The organism is Parendozoicomonas sp. 2304DJ65-17 (assembly GCF_058148445.1).
The window spans coordinates 99,017-120,097 of record NZ_JBYVJV010000006.1; the positions used below are offsets into that span (position 1 = coordinate 99,017).

At 46.1% G+C, this 21,081-nt stretch carries 18 protein-coding genes; 5 read left to right on the forward strand and 13 right to left on the reverse strand.

The features are described 5' to 3' along the window. Window positions 1–7: 7 nt before the first annotated feature. Entirely contained in the window at window positions 8–904 is an 897-nt protein-coding gene (locus ACY2RR_RS15710; RefSeq protein WP_490109116.1) for a helix-turn-helix domain-containing protein, read from the reverse strand. Between the two features lie 204 nt (window positions 905–1,108). Here ACY2RR_RS15710 and ACY2RR_RS15715 point away from each other — a divergent pair, with 204 nt between their 5' ends. Further along, on the forward strand, window positions 1,109–2,017 hold the full coding sequence (locus ACY2RR_RS15715; RefSeq protein WP_490109117.1) for a DMT family transporter: 909 nt from the start codon (window positions 1,109–1,111) through the stop codon (window positions 2,015–2,017). Between the two features lie 3 nt (window positions 2,018–2,020). On the opposite strand, the gene ACY2RR_RS15720 is transcribed toward ACY2RR_RS15715, so the two are convergent. Together ACY2RR_RS15720 and ACY2RR_RS15725 are read right to left on the reverse strand one after the other, a co-directional pair. After that, a complete protein-coding gene (locus ACY2RR_RS15720) occupies window positions 2,021–2,947 on the reverse strand; it encodes a 1-aminocyclopropane-1-carboxylate deaminase/D-cysteine desulfhydrase (RefSeq protein ID WP_490109118.1) in 927 nt (308 codons plus the stop codon). Continuing rightward, on the reverse strand, window positions 2,940–3,962 hold the full coding sequence (locus ACY2RR_RS15725) for a DUF2157 domain-containing protein (RefSeq protein WP_490109119.1): 1,023 nt from the start codon (window positions 3,960–3,962) through the stop codon (window positions 2,940–2,942). Before ACY2RR_RS15725 ends, ACY2RR_RS15720 begins: the two co-directional genes overlap by 8 nt. Window positions 3,963–4,112: 150 nt before the next feature. Between ACY2RR_RS15725 and aceK the strand changes: the two genes are divergently transcribed. Further along, the gene (gene aceK / locus ACY2RR_RS15730) at window positions 4,113–5,843 is read left to right on the forward strand and encodes a bifunctional isocitrate dehydrogenase kinase/phosphatase (protein WP_490109120.1); all 1,731 of its coding nucleotides are present in this window, start codon (window positions 4,113–4,115) and stop codon (window positions 5,841–5,843) included. Between the two features lie 67 nt (window positions 5,844–5,910). Here aceK and ACY2RR_RS15735 read toward each other — a convergent pair whose 3' ends face one another. The 6 genes from ACY2RR_RS15735 to ACY2RR_RS15760 form a co-directional block, all read right to left on the reverse strand. Further along, on the reverse strand, window positions 5,911–6,255 hold the full coding sequence (locus ACY2RR_RS15735; protein ID WP_490109121.1) for a hypothetical protein: 345 nt from the start codon (window positions 6,253–6,255) through the stop codon (window positions 5,911–5,913). Window positions 6,256–6,304: 49 nt separating this feature from the next. Beyond that, window positions 6,305–6,484: a hypothetical protein gene (locus ACY2RR_RS15740; protein ID WP_490109122.1), complete on the reverse strand. Its 180-nt coding sequence runs from the start codon at window positions 6,482–6,484 to the stop codon at window positions 6,305–6,307. A 197-nt stretch (window positions 6,485–6,681) separates the two neighbouring features. Next, window positions 6,682–7,311: a LysE family translocator gene (locus tag ACY2RR_RS15745; protein ID WP_490109123.1), complete on the reverse strand. Its 630-nt coding sequence runs from the start codon at window positions 7,309–7,311 to the stop codon at window positions 6,682–6,684. Window positions 7,312–7,365: 54 nt separating this feature from the next. Continuing rightward, complete coding sequence (locus ACY2RR_RS15750) at window positions 7,366–8,505, reverse strand: amino acid ABC transporter permease (protein WP_490109124.1); 1,140 nt, start codon at window positions 8,503–8,505, stop codon at window positions 7,366–7,368. Window positions 8,506–8,520: 15 nt separating this feature from the next. After that, entirely contained in the window at window positions 8,521–9,702 is a 1,182-nt protein-coding gene (locus ACY2RR_RS15755; RefSeq protein ID WP_490109125.1) for an amino acid ABC transporter permease, read from the reverse strand. Between the two features lie 121 nt (window positions 9,703–9,823). After that, window positions 9,824–10,843: an amino acid ABC transporter substrate-binding protein gene (locus ACY2RR_RS15760; protein ID WP_490109126.1), complete on the reverse strand. Its 1,020-nt coding sequence runs from the start codon at window positions 10,841–10,843 to the stop codon at window positions 9,824–9,826. Between the two features lie 527 nt (window positions 10,844–11,370). Here ACY2RR_RS15760 and ACY2RR_RS15765 point away from each other — a divergent pair. Further along, a complete protein-coding gene (locus ACY2RR_RS15765; protein ID WP_490109127.1) occupies window positions 11,371–12,693 on the forward strand; it encodes an OprD family outer membrane porin in 1,323 nt (440 codons plus the stop codon). Between the two features lie 115 nt (window positions 12,694–12,808). Further along, entirely contained in the window at window positions 12,809–14,380 is a 1,572-nt protein-coding gene (gene ushA, locus ACY2RR_RS15770) for a bifunctional UDP-sugar hydrolase/5'-nucleotidase UshA (RefSeq protein ID WP_490109128.1), read from the forward strand. A 69-nt stretch (window positions 14,381–14,449) separates the two neighbouring features. On the opposite strand, the gene ACY2RR_RS15775 is transcribed toward ushA, so the two are convergent. Next, a complete protein-coding gene (locus ACY2RR_RS15775) occupies window positions 14,450–15,217 on the reverse strand; it encodes an outer membrane protein OmpK (RefSeq protein ID WP_490109129.1) in 768 nt (255 codons plus the stop codon). Window positions 15,218–15,431: 214 nt separating this feature from the next. Beyond that, window positions 15,432–16,187, reverse strand: coding sequence for an outer membrane protein OmpK (locus tag ACY2RR_RS15780; protein ID WP_490109130.1), 756 nt, complete (start codon window positions 16,185–16,187; stop codon window positions 15,432–15,434). A 207-nt stretch (window positions 16,188–16,394) separates the two neighbouring features. Between ACY2RR_RS15780 and ACY2RR_RS15785 the strand changes: the two genes are divergently transcribed. Continuing rightward, the gene (locus ACY2RR_RS15785; protein ID WP_490109131.1) at window positions 16,395–17,207 is read left to right on the forward strand and encodes a crotonase/enoyl-CoA hydratase family protein; all 813 of its coding nucleotides are present in this window, start codon (window positions 16,395–16,397) and stop codon (window positions 17,205–17,207) included. A 46-nt stretch (window positions 17,208–17,253) separates the two neighbouring features. Here ACY2RR_RS15785 and ACY2RR_RS15790 read toward each other — a convergent pair whose 3' ends face one another. Next, on the reverse strand, window positions 17,254–19,125 hold the full coding sequence (locus ACY2RR_RS15790) for a hypothetical protein (protein ID WP_490109132.1): 1,872 nt from the start codon (window positions 19,123–19,125) through the stop codon (window positions 17,254–17,256). 55 nt (window positions 19,126–19,180) lie between these two features. Then, window positions 19,181–20,986, reverse strand: a complete 1,806-nt coding sequence (locus tag ACY2RR_RS15795) for a hypothetical protein (protein WP_490109133.1) — start codon at window positions 20,984–20,986, stop codon at window positions 19,181–19,183. Window positions 20,987–21,081 lie beyond the last annotated feature (95 nt).

The following is a 21,081-nucleotide window of genomic DNA, read 5'->3' on the forward strand; positions in this document are numbered from 1 at the left end:
GTCCTTATTATTTGAACACTGATTTTCTGTATTGCGCAGGTGACACATCCATCATCTGACGAAAGCGGGTAGAAAAATGGCTCTGGCTGGAAAAGCCAACCTGCAGAGCAACATTAGCCAGACTTTCACCGTTACCAATCAGCTCTTTGCTTTTATTGATTCTTTCGCGGGTAACAAACTGGTGAGGCGTTAACCCCGTGGTTTCTTTAAACATTCTGGCGAAGTGGTATTCACTCAACCCTGTTTGTTCCGCCAAACTTGTCAGAGACAGCTCAGCCCCAAGGTGCTCAACAACATATTCCTGAACTCTTCTCACCTGATAGTTTGTTAAACCACCGGTTATCTTCGGCTGCTGAAAAGATCGGGAACAGTGATGTTTAAGCAGATGAATCATCAGCATCTGGCTGCTGCTTTGAAGGGAAATCTGATCAGCTTTATCCTGCCAATCCAGAACATTCACCATTTGCAGAAAGATGGTTGCCAGATAAGGGTCTTCCAGAAAAGTTTTGTCATCCAGCGACAAATGATTTGCAGACTTATCCCAGACTTTTTCCCCAAGCTCGCCAAGATCCTGGTCAGAAAAGTAAAAGTGAAGAAGGCGGATTTCGTCGTTTACTTTCCAGACATACTCCTGCCCGGAAGGCATAAGGCAGAGTTTTTCGGGCGCGCCACCATTGGCGACTTCAGAACCGATCACCCGGTTCATTTTGTACCCGCCAGACACATAGCAACTCAGGGTGTGGTGTTGTGGCTGGGTATAACTCACCTCATCAACATCATTGGCCCAAAACGCAAAACCAAGAGCATCTTTAAGAGTAATGCTGTTTAGCAGGCGGGCACGTGAGTCTGCGAGATCCTGAAAAACCTCTGTATCACCTATGTTCCCGTAAGCCTGCTCAATCATAGCGCCCTCTGATTCTTTATATTTATCTCTACTTTGTGCGGATACAGCTCATAGTGCCTAAAGTTGGCCTGAATAACACCTGCGGAACCAAGACCAACCGCAAGATTCTATAAAAACTGAATGAATTAGCAGGAATCTGTAAGAAGCCATAATCAAAAGGCCAGATACTGCAGCCATAGCCCATTAAAGTCTGGAGTATTGACTATGAATCTAATGCTGTATGCGGCCACTGTGCTGATCTGGGGAACCACGTGGATTGCCATCAAGCTTCAGCTGGGTGAAGTGGCCATCAGCGCATCTATTTTTTATCGCTTTCTTATCGCGGGCTGCGTGCTGATGCTTGCTCTCAAGCTCACCGGCAAACTCCAGAAGATGACACTGCAACAACACGCCAGCTGTTTGATGCTGGGTGTTCTGCTGTTCAGCGTGAACTTTGTGTTCTTTTACAGTGCCACCCAGTACATAGTCAGTGGTTTAAGCTCTGTGATTTTCTCAATGGCAACCGTGATGAACATGATCAACGGTTACCTGTTCTACCGTCACAAACCCACACTGCGTTTAATTGTTGGTGCAGCTCTGGGAATTACCGGTGTGTTCTTCCTGTTCTGGCAAGACCTTTCTGTCGCCAGTGAAATACACCAAACATTGTTGGGAATGGGCTTAGCCGCTGCCGGAACTTTGTGCTTCTCATTCGGCAATATGCTCAGTGCAAAACAGCAAAAGCAAGGGCTTTCTGTTTTCAGCGTAAATGCCTGGGGCATGCTTTATGGTGCAGGAATGCTGGCAACCTGGACTTTCCTGCAAGGCGTTCCGTTTACCATCAGCACAGAAGTAAGCTACCTCGGTAGTTTGTTTTATCTGGCGATTCCTGGCTCGGTCATAGCCTTCAGTTGTTATCTTTTGCTGGTTGGGCGTATCGGCCCTCAAAAGGCAGCATATTCAACAGTGCTGTTCCCGCTGGTTGCCTTGGGAATATCCACTGTTTATGAAGGCTATGAGTGGAGTCTGGTTGCTTTAGCTGGTGTGGTTTTGGTTATTGTTGGGAATATTCTGGTTTTCTATCAGGGGAATATTAAAGATTTCTTTTCTCGCAAACGGCCAGTGAGCGCTTAACAATTATTGGTTCTTAAAACCACGCCGCCCTTGCAAGCCTCCAGTATGAATAGCCAGAAGTCGACTGTCTCTGGCTATCTCTCCCGAACACACTTTCTTATATAGAGAAAACATCATTTTGCCGGTATACACCGGCTCCAGAGGAGCTCCGGTTTCTCGTTCAAACAACTCTATAAACTTCAGAAGTTCTGGTGTTGTGCGGGCATAGCCACCGCAATGAGTCTCCGTATCGACAGCCCAGTCTCTCTGGCTCTGTGAAAGATGCTGCTGAATCTCACTTTCCATCCAGCTCGCCCCTTTCAGAACAGCAACACTTTGAACAGATGTTTTCTGAGCGGATCGAATTACGCCAGCAGCAGTTGCGCCTGTACCGGAAGCCAGCCAGATTTGATCATAAGTTTCAGGAGACATATTTCCGGCACTCAGAATATCTTCACAACCTTTTACACCCAACTCTCCAGAACCACCTTCAGGAACAACCCACACACTAGAACCAGATAATTGAAAGTCACTGAGTAACTGTTGCTGAAATTCAGAGGTATGCTTTTCTCGATAATCTGCCCGGGAAATAAAGTGAAGGCGCATTCCCCACTTTTCAGCATCCTGCAAAGTTGAAGATAAAACCTCAGCTCGCTCGCCACGGATAACTCCAATTGTGGGAAAGCCAAGATTCTTTCCAGCGGCAGCCAAAGCATGAATATGGTTAGACCAGGCTCCGCCAAAACTTAGGACAGTGGAATATCTATTAGCAAACGCATGTTGAAGATGGTTCTTGAGCTTGAACCATTTGTTGCCACTGATTTCCGGATGCAGCTGATCAAGGCGGAGGATATCAAGGGTAACACCAGCCTCCGCCAGCCAGCTTGTTTGTACGGTGTTTACAGGAACTTTTTTCTCAGAAAGACTGCTAAATAGTTCAGAGTTATACATTGCGTTTATCTAACAGCTCCCGCACAACAACTGGCATCTTTTGCCGTAGTTGAAGAGAAATCTTTGCTTCATTCTTCTGCCACAGAACTCCCAACCAGATAATGCCCAAACCAATCACAGTTAAGGCAATTGGGAACAGCCAGCTGTTTTCAAAGACTTCATTGGCCAGATGCCCCAGGTAACCGGCCACCCCAAAAGCGCCAAACACCACAAACACTCTTCTGGCAATCACAACACCAGAAGCAACCAACAGTAGATTAATGCAGAAGTAGATAAATTTATTTAGTTCGCTATCTGAATGCTGGGATGACATTCCTCCCCAGAACGCCATAACCCCAAACAGGTAAAGCCAGAAGGCATAATCCAGAGTCTTGCGGGAACGAATATCCACCAGAAACGCGAACAACGTCATTACCAGACCAAACCACATGGTAATCCAGCCACGCTCACGCCAACCGTAATCCGCACCGAGAAACAACTCTGCAATATCCATCGACATATACCAGAGCGTGACAGCAACAGGCATCAGCATAAATGGATAACGGTATCGCCAGATCATAATGGCTCCGACCAGCAAGGTCGCAAGTTCCATATAGATCCATAAGAACTTGATGTAACGATGATATTCCCGATAAACAGAATCATCTGGCCACCAGCCCATGGTTTGCTGAAATCCGTAAACAGCCAGAGGGGTTATGGCAATTACAAATGCTGCGCAAATGCCTGCAGGAATCTCTCTTCCTACTCGCTGAAACGCTGTTGTTATAAACAAACCCAACAGGACATAAACACAGGAAATGGTAAGAATTCCCACGCCGCCAAACTCTTCCCACCCCAAAGTCATAAACAACGTAAGCGCACCAATGGCAACAAGGCCACCAAAGTAATAGAGCACATGGGTGAAATCGAAGCGGGGACCCGGCTGTCGTTTGAGAAAACGATAAAGAGGTTCAACCTGTTCAGGCTGAAGAAGGTTTTGCTCCACTGCTTTCTGGAGGGTGCTCTTGGTCACCATAAGCAGGCCACCTTTGTTGTGGAGTTATTTTGTTAATCCTACCACAGGGCTGTTATTTGGTGCCTCTGTAGGGGAAAATCCACCCAACTGCCATCACGGCCTGTATGGTGATTTATAGTGTCAGGCTGTTAGAACAATAAGGGTCATGCAATGAAGAACCCAAAGAAAGTAGCCAAGGTGATTTTGAACGGCTTTCGTCGTCATTATCAGCTGTTCCAAGACATCACAGCCTCGATAAAAGATCACTACATCAGCCAGAACTGGCCTGCCATCAGCCAATCTGCGGCAGACAGGATTTCCTACTACGACTTACGGGTGCGCGAATCCGTTAACGAAGTCAGTGAGTTACTGGGCGAGAGCAGGCACGACGCTACCCTATGGAATGAGGTTAAACAGCACTATAAAAGATTTCTGCTTTTCCACCCTCAGGCTGAGCTGGCTGAAACTTTTTATAACTCGGTATTCTGCAACCTTGTTCACCGCCAGTATTACAACAACCAGTTTATCTTTGTGGAAACCACGCTGCAGGATCGTATCCCGGTTCCTGTAGACACGGAATACAGAAGCTATTTCCCCGTTGAGTTTAACGATGACGGTATTGGCGAAACCGTTAAGACAATCATCAAAGACTTTCGCTTAAACGCTGAGTTTGTTGATCTTGAGCGTGACATTGCTCTTCTGCAGAAAGCCTTTTTTGATCAGGCTCCACTGACTCACCACCAGCCTTACCGTATGCGGTTCGATATTCTCAAGTCGCCATTTTTCCGCAACAAGTCGGCTTATATTATTGGCCGAGTGGTTTCCCGAACGGGTATCCAGCCGTTTATTATTCCGGTGCTTCACCATCCGAAAGGCGGCTTATTTATTGATGCGCTGCTGACAGATCCACGCCAGCTTTCCATATTGTTTGGCTTTGCCCGCGCGTATTTTATGGTGGAAACCCGTGCGCCATCTGCACTAGTTCGATTTTTGAAAACTCTTCTCCCCAATAAAACTCTTGCTGAACTTTACAGCGCCGTTGGTTTCCATAAACACGGCAAAACTGAGTTTTACCGAGAACTTCTTCACCACCTGAAAGCTTCTGATGATCAATTCATTATTGCTCCCGGCGTGAAGGGCATGGTGATGGAAGTGTTTACGCTTCCTTCATTCCCGTATGTGTTCAAAGTGATTAAGGACAAGTTTGCTCCCAGCAAAAACTTCGGCCGGGATACGGTACTCGAGCGTTACCAGTTGGTGAAACAACATGATCGTATTGGCCGTATGGCTGATACCCATGAATACAAAGATGTTGTTCTACCCAAACACCGTTTCCCTGAAGAGCTTATCGCACAGTTTCAGGAAACCATTCCCGGTTCATTCTCCATCGAAGGCGATACCGTTGTTATCAAGCATCTGTATATTGAACGTCGCATGACGCCTTTAAATATCTATCTTGATAAAGCTAATCCGGAAGAAACGGAAGAAGCCATTGATGAATACGGCCATGCTCTTAAAGAGATGATTGGCGTAAACATCTTCCCCGGCGACATGCTGCTGAAAAACTTTGGCGTAACCAATAATAGACGGGTGGTGTTTTACGACTACGATGAAGTTCAGTACATGACCGAAATGAACTTCAGGAAGATTCCACCACCCAGATGTTATGAAGATGAGATGGCGGCAGAACCCTGGTATTCCGTAGCTCCCAATGATGTGTTCCCAGAAGAACTGGCAACCTTTGTAACAACGCTGCCCAATGCCAGAAAGCTACTGCAGCAACTGCACCCAGATTTGCTGGATGCGGAGTACTGGCAGGATATTCAAAAGAGAGTGGCTAACGGTGATTATCTGGATGTGTTCCCTTACCCGGATAAACAGCGCTTCTATCACCAATGGTGATGATCATGTAATCACCCTTGTCAAAAGAAAAAGGATTACTCTTTTGACAGGGGGAAAGCATCCGCTGTTAGATGCAATCACGGCGGTAAAAGTAATCCATCCGGTCGGCAATCTTGTCCGCTGTTAGACGAAACTGAGTCCAGTTTAAATTTACCCAAAATCCGGCTAAATCTTTTGCCCAGACTTTGAGGGCAGAATCTCCTTCCTGACTGGCAATATATTCAATTTCTGAGACCAGATCATTAAGTTCATTATCAAGAATGGACGTGTCTTCAATACGATTGTCGACATACACTTCATCTGCATAGTAATCAATGAGGTTTACAGATCTATCCAGCCTGTCACAGGACAAAAGGGCAAAGCTTGAAGAGCTAAAGATTGAAAGTACAAAAAATAAGAAAGTTGCTCGCATGTACTACACCTTGAGAGGGAAAGAATACTATTTGTTGTTAATCTTGGCTTTATTCGTAAATGATGACTTCTTCAACAATGACATCCTCCACAATCACATCTTCTACAACGATGTCTTCATAGATAACATCTTCGTAAACCACGTCATACGGGCCATCATCAATAACAACACACCCTCCAAGAGACAAAGCGAAAAGAGCTAGCGAGAGACACTTGAGGCGAAACATCATAATCTGTACTACATTTTTCTGATTTTAGGCTTGTGCATCCTATAAACACTCGCGATAGTGAAAAACAGCAAAAACACAAAGGTGCTTCTCTTTTTTGAAAAGGTTAAATTCTGCGCCCATGAACAACTGGCGTCGTTTGTGTTAAACCATAGAAGACAAGGTTTTTTTAGGGTTGTAAAACTGTAGAAAAGAACGAGTTACCTTTGCGCCATCACAATCCCCAATACGATAAAGATCATACTGGATATTGCTGACATTCCCTGCGAAGCCCCTCTATTTGCTATCTGCCGTTGTAATTTCACTGCTATCAGGGCGTAAATGCTATGTATGATTGTTACAACTCCAGCAATGGTTATATACATAACGAAGAACTGTTCATAAAGCGCCTCTGAATGATCCAGAAACTGGGGGAGAAAGGCTGCCAGAAAGAGAACTGTTTTAGGGTTGCTGGCAGAAATTAGAAACCCTTCACGAAAGCGTTCCCAATACGGTGGAGTTTGTTGCAGCTTATTTACTGCATCCAGTTGTTGTTCTTTCCTGTGAAAGGTTGTGTACAGCCCTTTCATTCCCAGAAACACCAGATACAAAGCTCCTGCATACTTAATGATTTGATAAGCCATGGAGTCGACAGTTAACAGTGCGCCTATGCCCAAGCTTACAGCTACAACGATCAAAAGCTGACAAAACAGATTGGCTGATATTGTTGTAAAAATGCTGGAAAAACCATACTTGGTTGCATGGCTCAAAACGGCAAGAACATTAGGGCCCGGGGAAAAGGTAATAGACAGATAAGCGATGAAAAACACCAGCCATGTTTCCAGCTGCATAAGCACTCCTTAAAAAATCAGCCGGTTGTTTCCAAGCGGCTGATTTTTAGCTTCTTAATTTTTGTGTCCGGTATCTAACTGCCTCTCCAGCCATTGACTGTAATGGGACATCCCAAAGCAGAATATAAAGAACACTGCTGCACCAACAAAGTAAGCTTCCATGTAGAAAGGCGTCCATTGGGGGTCGGCACTGAACGACACACGCACAGTATTCAGCACATCGAACAGGCCAATGATCACAACCAGAGAACTGTCTTTGAACAGGCCGATAATTGTTCCAACCAGAGGTGGAATCGATATCTTCAAAGCCTGAGGCAAAATGATCATCCGTGTTGCCTGCCAATAAGATAGCCCCATCGCATCTGCTGCTTCATATTGCCCTTTGGGAATAGCCTGAAGACCACCACGTATCACCTCAGCCATGTAGGCAGAACCGAACAGGATGATGCCAATCTGGGCACGAAGCAGTTTATTAATGGTTAATTCTTCCGGCATAAACAATGGCAGCAGGAAAGAAGCCATAAACAAAATACTGATTAGAGGAACCGCACGTACCAGTTCGATGTAACTCACACATACCGTACGGATAAAGTTCATCTGGGAGCGACGCCCCAAAGCCAGAACAATACCCAGCGGCAAAGCAAAGAATACCGAGAACACAGCCAACCCGAGAGTCAGAGGCAAACCACCCCACTTGCTGGTTGGAACCTCTTCAAGCCCAAATAAACCGCCACCCATAAGCACAAAACTGAGCGCAACCACTGCGAGCCATGCACCCAGAAACCAAGCCTTCCAGAAAGCACGCACACCTGTTGCCATCATCATGGCTACCAGCACGAAGCAAACGACAATTGGTCGCCACTGTTCTTCCTGAGGGTAAAAGCCAAACAACATGAACTTGTACTTAACAGAAATCAGAGACCAACAGGCCCCACCAGCCTCTTTACAGGCTGCAACGGTCTGGTTGGTGATTTCAGTAGCATTACCTTCCGGACCAAAGATTCCCCAGGTTGCATTAATAAAGAACCAGTTCACCAACCCGGGCAAAGTTTGCCAGAGCACATACAGACACAGCGCAGTCAGCACTGTATTAAAAGGACTGCTGAACAGATTCTGTTTTAGCCAGAACAATAACCCGCTCTGCCTGACCGGTGCCGGACGGGAGGGCAGGGGATTAGCATTAATAATCGCCATATTTATTATCTCCCGTTACCGTTCAGCCAGCGCCACACGGGCGTTGTACCAGTTCATAAGCAAAGACGTTGTTAAGCTGGTAAACAGATAAACCAACATAATCAGGCTGATACATTCCACCGCCTGGCCAGTCTGGTTCAGAGCTGTACCACCAACAGACACCAGATCCGGATAACCAACCGCAACACCCAGAGAACTGTTTTTGATGACGTTCATATACTGGCTGGTTGTGGGAGGAATAATCACCCGCAAAGCCTGAGGCAAAATGACCAGTCGCTGGCTTTTAGTGGGAGAAAGCCCCAGAGAGCTTGCAGCTTCCTGCTGACCTTTGTTTACTGCCAGAATTCCACTGCGAACATTCTCAGCAATAAAGGCACTGGTGTAAGTCACGAGCCCAACCAACAGGCAGAGAAACTCTGTTGTGACTTCTATACCACCTTTAAAGTTAAACCCTTTGAGAGCGGGAACATCTGGAATAATGTTTTGAGGGCCCAACAACCATCCCACAACACCACCAGCGGCTAACAAACCGAGAAATGGCAGTAGAACGGGTAATTGTTGACCGCTATTTTTTTGAATGGCTTTTGCTCGTCTGGCCCAAACAATTGCCAAAACAAAACCAACAACCAAACCAGCCAGCAAATAATAAAAGTCGGTATTGGCTTCCAGTGTTGGCAGAAACAAACCACGATTACTTAAGAAAACCCCAGGCACCGGATTTAAAGCCTGTCTGGCTCCCGGCAATGCGTGAGTCAGCAGTGCATACCAGAAAAACAGTTGGAGCAGCAGAGGAACATTACGCATGTACTCCACATAGCCACGGGTCAGGTTTTTAACCAGCCAGTTTTGTGAGAGTCGGGCAACACCAACAACAACTCCAATAATCGAAGCTAATGCGATAGCAATCAAACTGACCCGAAGGGTGTTAACGATACCAACAATAAAAGCCCGCCCATAAGAGTCATGGGAGGTGTAAGCAATAGCGGAATCACCAATATCAAACCCGGCACGCTGGCTAAGAAAATCCAACCCAATGGGGATGTTGCGGGCGTTCAGGTTAATAACAAGATTAGAAACCAGGTAATAAGCGACACAGGCAATAACAACGAATGTGGTTGTCTGTATCAGCAGGGAGCGAAAAACCGGATCATTCCAGAACCGAACTGCAGGCGCTCCGGCAAGAGTATTATTCATCATAGGCAGAACCTGTCGTCGAGACTTCTGTCAAAAAGGCAGGTGAACCAGCATTTATCTCAAACGCCTAACTCACCTGCCTTTCAGACCTTCAGATAAGAGAAGAACCCTTTAAGTTTTTCTCTTAACGAATAGGTGCTGCGTAAAGAATGCCACCCTGATTCCACAGAGCGTTGATACCACGCTCAATCTTCAGCGGACTCTCAGGGCCAACATGACGCTCGAAGATTTCGCTGTAGTTACCAACAGAAGAGATAGCGCGGGCAGCCCAGTCATTGCTCAGACCAATGCGCTCACCCAGATTGCCGTTTTCACCCAGAAGACGCTGAATAGCAGGATCTTCACTCTTCTTCATTTTTTCAACGTTGGAAGCAGTGATGCCCATTTCTTCAGCGTTGATCAGTGCATTAGCTACCCAGCGCACCAAAGAGAACCACTGAGCATCGTCAGAACGTACGGCCAGAGCCAGAGGTTCTTTGGAGATAACTTCAGGAAGGATCACATAATCAGCAGGGTTGCCTGGAGCGTTGGCACGAATACCAGCCATAGCAATACGGTCAGCAGTCATAACATCGCAACGACCACTGAAGAAAGCGGAACGCTCTTCGGAACGGTCTTCAAACACAACAGGCTTGTAGTCCATCTTATGCTTGTTGAAGAAGTCAGCCATGTTCAGTTCAGTAGTTGTACCGGTACGAGTACAAACCGCCGCACCATCCAGTTGAGTTGCGCTGGTTACACCCAGATCTTTATGCACCATAAAGCCCTGACCATCATAAATAGTGGTCGCGGCAAAGCTCAGGCCCATACCTGCGTCACGGCTCATAGTCCAGGTAGTTGTACGACTGAGAACGTCAATTTCGCCAGACTGCAGGGCGGTCAGACGCTGCTTGGAAGTCAGGGGAACATATTCAACCTTGTCTGGATCGTTGAAGATTGCCGCAGAAATTGCACGACAGAAATCAACATCAAAACCAGCCATCTTGCCCTGTGCGTCAGGAGCAGAGAAACCTGCAGTTTTACCGTTAGAACCACACAGCAACTTGCCACGCTCTTTAACGGTTTCAAGAGTTGATGCACTGGCAGAACCAGTCATAACAGCCAGACCAAGAACGCTGGCAGTCAGAAGCTTCCAGGATTTCATTAGAGATACCACTCCCCGTGTTTGTTGTTTTTGTGTTGTGTTTATTATTCTTTCACGCACTGCTTTTATGCGTTGAAGGGCGAATATCGCACAACTGCTACAAGCTTGTCACTGCTATCTTAAGAAGGCGCCTTCAGTTGATTGAAACGCAATATGAATGCCACCTCGGTGATAGCAGGCAAGTGAGGTTATCCCCCCATTATGACAATTCTGTAACACCTCATTAATTTCTGCCTGCAGCATTCCATTAACGAATACCCCCATTCAACACACGAATTAACTCTGTATAAATTTTATGCTGCAGGTCAATAATTCACCAAAAATATGGAAAATCATCCAAATTACCTGCTGATAAACATCGAAAATAAGAATAGTATCCTCGCGGTTCAGAATTGTTCGTATACACACACATTCATACAGACTACTGAACCCTATTCTGTCCGAATTAACATCAATAGCTTGGGGGACAAGCTGATTTGTCAGCGGGCAGAAAACACAATAAAACACACATGCCCTTGGAGTTTTCCATGTTCCGCAAGAACGCCCTTCCTCTGGCTATAGCCACTGCTATTGCTGCTTCTTCTGCCGCTCAGGCAAATTTCAGCAACCTTTATGAAGATGCCACTGTTAGTGGGAAGCTGCGCACTGTTTACATTGATGCAGACAAGAAAGACGGTGGCACCGATGCAGGCGCATGGACTGCCAGTGCTGATATCACTGTTAAGTCTGGCTGGGCTTACGACATGTTCGGTTTTGATGCTTCCTACTATGGCGCGATGGCCATTAACGATGGAAACACCGATGATCCAAAAAACCTGCTGACTTACGGCGACAAAGATGGTTTTGGCAAACTGGGTCAGGCTTACCTGAAAGGTAAGTTCGGTTCTAAGGATATGGGCGCTTCTTTTAAAGCAGGTCGCACCCGTATTTACACCGGCCTGATTTCCGGCTCTGGCTCCCGCTCTATCCCAAGCTCCTGGCAGGGTATTGATACTGACTTCAACTTCAACGGTTTGAATGTTGGTGTTGCCTGGGTAAATGCTGTTCTGCCTCGTGATACTCCAGACATGAAGTGGATTGAAAACAGCGAAGGCGAACGTATCGACAATATCCTGGGTATGGAAGCCAGCTACAAGTTCGACAACGGCCTGAGCCTGAAATACATGAACGGCTTTGCCAAAGACTTTGTAGAAAGCCACCAGTTCATTGCCAAGAAGGGCTACAAATTATCCAACGGTGACAAGCTGACTGTTGAAGGTAACTACCGAGTATCCGAAGAAGACGGCAAACTGTGGACCGGTCAGGGCGGTTATGGCTCCAGCGACTCCGGCTTCGGTGACAAAGCACAGACTTACGACTTCAATGTGAAGTACGGCATGGGTGCAGCTTATGTTCGTGCAGGTCTTGGTTACACCAAAGCTGACTCTTACTCTTACGGTGGTCGTGAATACACTGGCCGTCATTACTATGACTTTGGTAAGTACTCCTATGGTGCCTGGAATACCTGGACCAACTCCGGCCTGATCGAAGAGTTCTACTACGACGGCGAAAAGGTTATTGCTCTGGGAGCAGGTTACGACTTCGCTGACATGGGCATTCCTGGCCTGACCGTTGATTACAAGTTCCGTTACGGTTCTGGTATCGATCTGGCCCAGGGTGGCAGCGCTTCTGAAACAGAGCACGGCATTGACGTGAAGTACAAGTTCCAGAGCGTTAAAGGTCTGAGCACCCGCATTCGTTACGCTATCTACAATCAGGATGACCTGGTTTACGCAACCAAGGGTGGCGCGGCCTCCAAAGCTGAAACCGACGAGAACCAGCTGCGCGTTTACCTCGATTACAAGTTCTAAACAAAATTCATGACCCCTGTCAGGGGGATTCCTCCCTGACTCTGCTACTTTGTTCTGCTGCCCAACAAGCTGTTGGGCAGCTTTCAAGAATGAATAACACCTCAAGGATGCCATCATGCGATCCATGCATCGTGGGCTGAAGCTGTTCACGGCCACCGCCCTTGCGCTTTCCGTCAGCGCCTGCTCATTCCTTCAGCAACAACCTGAAGCGACTTACGAGAAGGACAAAACCTACAAACTGACTGTTCTGCACACTAACGACCATCACGGCCGCTTCTGGCAGGATCGTAAGGGTCGCTGGGGAATGTCTGCCCGTATGACTCTGGTTAAGCAGATTCGCAGCGAAGTAGAAGCTGAAGGTGGTAACGTTCTGTTACTCTCCGGCGGCGACATTAATACCGGAGTACCTGAGTCTGATCTGCAGGATGCAGTGCCTGATTTCAAAGGCATGAACATGCTGGGCTACGATGCCATGGCTGTGGGCAACCATGAGTTTGATAATCCCCGCGAAATCCTGAAGATGCAGGAAGAGCTGGCAAGCTTCCCATTCCTGTCTGCCAACATCATTGATGAGAAGACCGGCAAGCCGCTGTTCAACCCTTACACTACCTTCAACTTCAATGGCCTGCGCATTGCGGTTATGGGTATGACCACAACCGACACCCCTAAGCAAACCAGCCCTGAAAGCGTTGCTGGCCTGGAGTTTAAATCTCCGGTCGAAGTGGCTTCCAAGCTGGTTCCTGAGCTGGAAAAGAAAGCCGACATTATCATCGCCACCACTCACATGGGTCATTACCAGAATGGTGATTACGGTGTGAATGCTCCAGGTGATGTAACTCTGGCACGTAGCGTTGATGGCATTGACCTGATTGTTGGTGGTCATTCCCAAGATCCCCTGTTTGAACCAGACCAGCAGAACGGAACTTACGTTGTACAGGCTCACGAGTGGGGCAAGTATGTGGGCCGTGCCGATTTTGAATTCAAGAATGGCGACCTGAAGCTGGTTAGCTATGAGCTGATTCCGGTTAACCCAAAGAATGCCAAGATTAAGATTCCCCAGGACCCAGACATGCTGGCTCTGCTGACTCCTTACCAGGAGAAAGGCGCCAAGCTGGTTGAAGCAAAGGTTGGTTCTGTTGATGAGCGTCTGATGGGCGAGCGTAAAGAAGTACGTTTCCAGCCAACCAATCTGGGTACTCTGCTATCTCAAGCCTTTATGGAAAAATCCGGCGCTGATTTCGCCACCATGAATGGTGGCGGTATTCGTGCCAGCATCGATGAAGGCGAGATCACTTACAAAGATGTTCTGACTGTCCTGCCTTTTGGTAACACTCTGAGCACTGTGGAAATGAACGGTGCTGAAGTGATGGATTACCTGAAAGTAGTTGCAACCAAGCCAACAAACTCCGGTGCGTTTGCACACTTCTCCGGTATTGAGATGGTTATTGATGGCGACAACGTAAGTGATGTGAAGATTGGTGGCGAAGCTATCAATTACGAAAAGACTTACAAGATGGCTATCCTGAGCTTCTCTGCCAGTGGTGGTGACAAGTATCCTAAGCTGAACGACAAAGCTGGATATGTAGACACAGGCTTCCTGGATGCTGACGTTCTGCGTGAGTTCGTAGAGAACCACTCTCCACTGAAAGTCTCTGAGTTCGAACCTGCCGGCATTGTTCGCAAGTAATTTCGAGCAGCTCTTACAAGAAACCCGGCATCAAAGCCGGGTTTCTTTTATCTACACAATTGGGGGCAGTTAGAAGTTATACTTCAGGGTGTAGATCATCGCATTGTTGTAGCCATCAAGGCCCAGCTTCTCGCTGGCATAACGGTACTGAATACCTGCACTGATATGCTTGGTAGCGTTCCACCACAGAGCAGCTGCACCGTTGATACCAAAACTGCCGTTTACATCTTTGTACTCATCTGCACGCATAAATTCCATTTCGTGCCAGTTGGTGATCATGAAATCCTGGTCCATAGCTTTGAAGCTGTAGCCCAGTACCCAGCCAGCCATTACGCCATTCTTACCGTTGTAACCGGCATCACTGTCTACATAGTGACCGCCAATCCAGGGCTTGATCCACAAACCAGAGTCGTTTGAATAGCGATAGCCTAAACCAACAACACTGTTGGTTTCATAGAAGCCTTTAGAGTTGAAGTGATAAACCTGTGAATACAGAGAGAAATTTGTGTCGCCGAGGTAGTAATGGAAAGTGCCTTTGGTCGCTATACGCTTTTCATTACCATCTTCATCTTCGCGATCTTTACCGGGGTTTTCCAAGTCATAAAAACCGTAGAATTCACCCCAATCGTAACCAACACCACCTTCTACTTCGAGGAAGTAAAAGTCTTCCTTGAAACCGCCAGTGCGTTGTTCAGTTCCTTTAGACCAGTCCAGAAAGTTCACGCTGACGTCTGCGAAGCTCCACAGAGGTTCAGTGATGCTGCCTGCATTAGCAGTCCCTGCCATGCAGGCAGCTGTCAGCGCCAGTGACGCTGCAATTGTGTGTGTTTTTTTCATGGTACAACTTCTTCTTTGTGTGTGTGCCCTCAAAGAGGGAGGGTGAGAGTAATTCACCCCTTGTTCGAAAAAGTTGCCCCGCGTCAATTACTGCTTATTTATCCAACAATCTATGTATCTTTTTGTTCTATAACCGCAGTGGAGAGCTAGACACTTATTATTTTCTGTGTACAAAAAAGCCGGCTGCATGCCGGCTTTTTGATTTGCAAAATCTTTAGAAGTTGTACTTCAAGGTGTAGATCATTGCGTTCTGGTAGGTGGTAGAACCTAGCTTATGGTCTGCATAACGGTACTGAACACCAGCTGTAATTTCTTTGGTTGCATTCCACCAAAGAGAAACCGCGCCGTTCTGGCTGCTGGTCTCAGGAGAGTATTCTTTTTTACGATCAAATTCATACTCATGCCAGTTAGTCACAGCAAAGTTCTGCCCGGCAACTTTAAAGTCATACCCAAGAACCCAGCCAGCCATATAACCATTCCACTTTTTAAAGAAGGTCTGGTTTACGTAGTGGGCACCAAGGAAAGGTTTGAACCAGAATCCGGTTTCAGGATCAAAGTAGTTGTAACCGAAACCAACAACACGATCTTCTTCTTTAAAACCTTCTTCCTGGAAACGATACAGATGACCGTACAGGTTGAAGCCAGTATCCCCCAAGTAGTAGCGGATCGTACCTTTTGTCGCTATACGCAGCTTACGGTTATCGGCATTGCTCTTACTTTTTGTTGGGTTTTCAAGATCAAAGAACCCATAAACCTCACCCCAGTCGTAACCTGCACCACCTTCAACTTCAAGGAAGAAGAAATCCTTTTTGTGTGCTCCACTTGCTGTATGGTCCGTTGTGCGCTTAGACCAGTCCAGATAGTTGAGGCTGACATTAGAAAATCCCCACTGCTTTTCTGCCGCCGCGTTACCCGCAAAAACAGCAGAAGAAAGAGCCAATGCAGCCATTATTTTTTGTGTGTTTTTCATACATTTACTTCTTATATTTGTATGTTTTTGTGTGTTTGGCGGCAAAATGGTACACATTTTGTGCGAAAAATAAATATTTATGTTTGTTTGTATTCACTTCTAAAGGTTTTCATTCTCGAAAATACGGTATCTTCTTCGAAATTGTGTAGAAATCACTGGCTAATCTGTGGAATTATGCGCAACAAATAATGATAAAGAGGCACCGAGATGTCTGAGCAGCGAGTCCTTTTTCAGGTTAAAGAACATATTGCTTACGTATCCCTGAATCGTCCGGAAAAGCATAACGGTCTTGATGAACAGCTGTTTCGTGACTTAATCGGTACAGCAAAGCGCATCCGCAAAGACAAAAACATCCGTGCAGTTATTCTCTTCGGTGAAGGTGAATCTTTCTGTGCAGGTCTCGACTTCAAAGCTCTCAGCAAGAACCCAATGATGGTTCCCAAGCTGTTCCTTAAACTGCCGTGGACGTCTGCCAATGCTTTCCAGCGTGTAGCATATATCTGGAAAACACTCCCTGTACCCGTTATCAGTGTTGTAAAAGGCAACTGTTTTGGTGGTGGTTTGCAGATTGCTCTGGGAACGGATTACCGCATTGCTACCCCTGATTCCAAATGGTCTGTGATGGAAGTGAAGTGGGGGCTTATTCCGGATATGAGCGCTACTGCAACACTGACAACACTGACTCGCTACGATATTGCTCAGGAACTGACTATGACTGGCCGGGTTTTCTCAGGTCAGGAAGGTTTTGAGTATGGCCTGATTAGCAAGCTCAGTGATGACCCAATGAGCAAGGCTGAAGAGCTGGCTAATGTTATCTGTGAAAAATCTCCAGACCAGATTGCCGCAACCAAATTTCTGTTTAGAAAAACCTGGAAAGCAGGCCCTCGTCGCTCATTGCTTTGGGAAAGACTTGTGCAAATGCGTTTGCTGGGCAGAAAGAACCAGAGCATTGCTATGAAGAATGGTTTGGCCGGCAAGGATAAAGAGTCCAAGCCATTTGTTAACCGATCACTTTTTTAAAAGTGCCGGTAATGCTGGCGGCCTTTAAACAAGGCCGCCAGCAGTTCTATTTTGTTGCTAATATGCTGCTTTTTAGATCTTTCACCCACTGAGGCAATAGGCTGTCCTTAAATACGGCCACCGCCACATCAGTAAAACCAAAGTCTTTCTCAGTATTATCTTTAACGGTTCCCGGAAGAATTTTAAGCAGGTTATCGCTCATAGTTGTTTTATGAGAGTTAATAACGACTTTCAGTTTCCCCGGCTCACCAACAACATCCTTGCCTAAGCTCGAAGCAAGCCATCGGTAAACTCCTTTTCTTGCTGTGTAACTGGTGTCGTGAGTTACCACAATATGATCAGCTCGTTTCAGCCAGGCGTTTTGCAGTCCACCCAGATCTACCTTATTAAAATCTTCTTCGATCACTGATGGAGGTTGTATTTCTACAAGAATATTCCCGTTATCTAAACGAACTGGCTCGATAACATTGCCGCTATATGCAGCCCCAAAAACTTCTTCAACTCTATTACCATCAGCAAAATAGTTGAGCAGATGGCTTTTTCCATCAGAGCCTGTGATGGCAATAACACGCCCCTTCAGATTTGCAATTCTTTGAACATCCACTTGAACACTCTTTCTCTCCAAGTTTTTCAATCCATCTTCAGTGACCTTAAGATTAACTATATCTTTGTACTCTTTCTCAGATTGCTGCTTCTGCCACCAGCTAAAGACCTTGCTCAACAGGTTGTGATAAATGATTGAACGGGCAGCCGTGAGTGCTCTCCAGGCTCCGTATTCCGGCCCAGGTTTTCTTTGCTGTTCCAGAGAGCTCAGCCCTCCCCGCAGAGCTCCTTCTGTTGTAATCGAGCTATTTCCTAACCATATTTCCGGCAAGCTTAAGCTTTGAGTGTCGGTGTGATCAGCCAGCAGATAATTACCTTCTCCCAGATAAGCCAACTGCATTGCCTTACCATTGATCAAAGGTACTAGCATGTCATCACAATCAATATCGTGGGGGTAATGTTGGCCATTGTTTTCAACAAGCTCTGCCAAAACATCAATAACACACATTGATAATGGCGAAAGGAAGGAACTCTTGGAATCTCCGACAAAAGATCTGGAAAAAACATCTGTCAGCCATGGTGGTAGCTGGTCTGATAGCACGCCATCCTGAAGTTGGCTCACTCGGATGTTCTTACAAATAACATCTGTGCGACTTTCTTTGCAGGCTTCTAGCTCACTACTTCCAGGCTTTGGTGTTAGTGTTAATACGCTAGTATCGTGTTTGGAAGCCTCGCACGATAGCTGTAAAAGCTTCTCGCTAAGGCCTAACGCCCCATTAAATTCCGCACATATTGATTCTTTTGGGTTATTTATATTTACCGATAAAAATGGTTTTTCTGTATTGTGGTAAACCAACTCATATCCACTTTCACCGGTATTTATGGAGCGAGTTCCGTAAGGTAATAAAGATCTGGTTTGTAAAAAGATCTCCCAGGCTCCCGAGATCAAAGTGGGGCTTTCCATCATAAGAGAGTCAAGCCAGGAGTAAGGGCTGGTGTTCCCTTGGGAAAAGCGATAAATGCCGTAAGGAAGCCTGACTATTTGGCGTAATAGAAGATCGCTCCATGTGCGGGAGGTGGCATAATCAAGTGTAAAGCCCGCTCCAATCATCAGCTCTCTTGCTGGAACCCTTGAAAAGACAAATCTACTGAATAAATGAGTGCAAAGAATGGCGCTGCTGGCCATCAAAGCATGCTTTGCTTCATTGGTTACATGCCAGGAGGTTCTTGTTTGATATCCTCCAAATAGGCGTTTTTCCATTCCCTTTGGAACAGGAATATCTACTATCTCCTCAGCATGGGATAAAACTGCAGACCAGAAAAATACAAAAACAAAGCCCCCCACCAGTACTTTTGTTACAGCACTCTTAGACATTTCGCCCCCTACTTTTCCTTAGACAAAGTAGACGGCGTTTAAGCTATTTTCATTTCTAATACGGTCTCTGGTAGCAGGTATCAAGGCCTGGCCACTGGCGCTGGTCAGAATCATCTGTAAATAGAAACCCCTGTAGCTGGTTCATCCAACCAGGAATTAGACTCTCTCTAAATACCCCTACCCGGTGCATCCTGAAAGCATATTTATCATCCATGGTTTTACTTATGTCAGACGCAACACTTAAGAGAAACTCGTCGGTCCAAAATGAGGTACGAGGGTTAATGATGGTTCTTAAGCCATACTGAACGTTATGGTCATCAGCTCCCAGAGAGGAGACGATCCACTCATAAATCCCAGTAGCAAAATGATCTACATTCTGAGTAATAAATATGCGATCAGCTCTCCTTAACCACGCACGTTGAAGCCATTCAAGAAGGGCCCGCTGATCGTTATTGACATAGAGTGACGAGTTAAAAGGCTTCATTTCTACAAGGTAACTTCCGTTGGACAGGCTGACAGCATTAACTAAATTCTCACGCCCAATTCCTCCACCAACATCATCTACCAGTTTTTCATTGGCCAGATAATTGAGTAATTGACCTCTGCCACTGCTCCCGGTGATAACAAACACCATGCCCTTTATACTGGCTATGTTTTTCACATCCTCCCTGATAACTATGTCAGAAAGCTCATTAACCCTGTTTTCAGTTACAGAGAATCCATTTATTGGCCCTTCGTAGTGTTTTTTCTGCAGGCTTCTGACTTGCTCACTTTCCCACCAACTAAAAACATTATTCAAAAGGGTGTGGTAGAAAATAGAACGCGCCGCTGTCACGACTCTCCAAACCCCATACTCAGGCCCGGGTATCCGTTTCTTTTCCAAAGCCATAAGCCCGGTTGAAGACGCAAAACCACTCCCAAGCCATATTTCTGGTAATGTCAGATTTTGAGAGTCTGTATGGTCGGCAAGCAAATAGTTTTGCTCCCCCAAGCTAATAGCCTGCATATAAGTGCCATTGATCACTGATACAGGCATATCCTCGCAATAAACATCTTCCAGCTCGTTTTGATCTGCGTTTTCTATGAGTGCGCTCATAGCATTCATGATGCATTGGGAGAGAGGAGAAAAAGCGTACGCCCTTGCATCTCTGGTTAAAGGTTTGGAAAAAATATCTGTCAGCCAAGGCGATTCCTTTAATGAAGAGTCAGATAAAACCAGAACGCTCTGACATACCATTTCAGCCTGGCTCTTCTTACATACCTGTATTTCTTTCTCTGTAGAGTTTGGAGCCAGCGTGAGAGTGTTTATATTTTTTCTGAGAGCAGAGCACGCCAGCTGATGCAACACTCCCTCTAGCCCGGTCTTATTGTCATGGGAATCTGAACAAAGGGAACTATCAACTCTTTTTATATCAATCGAAAAGAATGGCTTTTCTTTATGGTGGAAGACCAATTCATACGCATCGTCCCTATGAATGGTCCGGCTTCCATAAGGCAATGAACTATTCATTTGTAACCAAAACTCCCAGGCTCCTGTAAGCAGAGTTGGGCTTTCTGTCATAAGGCTATCGAGCCAAGTGTATGCGTATGGATCGCGATTGCTAATGAATGACCGATACACCCCATAAGGGGCTCTTACCACCTGTCGAAACAGGAAATCTTTCCAGGTAGGAGAGAGGAAGCAGTCCATCACAGACCCTGCTCCAACCAGCAGGTTTGCGGCCGGAACCTTGGAAAGAAAAGATTTACTGATGACATAACTACTGAAAATAATACTGCTGGCTACTAACGCATGTTGAATCTCATTTTGCCTGTGCCAAGCCCCTTTTGTTTGATTATTCTTAAGGAAGCGCTGCTCCATTCCTGCCGGTATAGATATTTCAGAATGGCTGTGAGCTTTAACGGAGAAAGGTATACAAAAGAAAATAAGCCCAAAGATTACTGACGCAGCTTTCG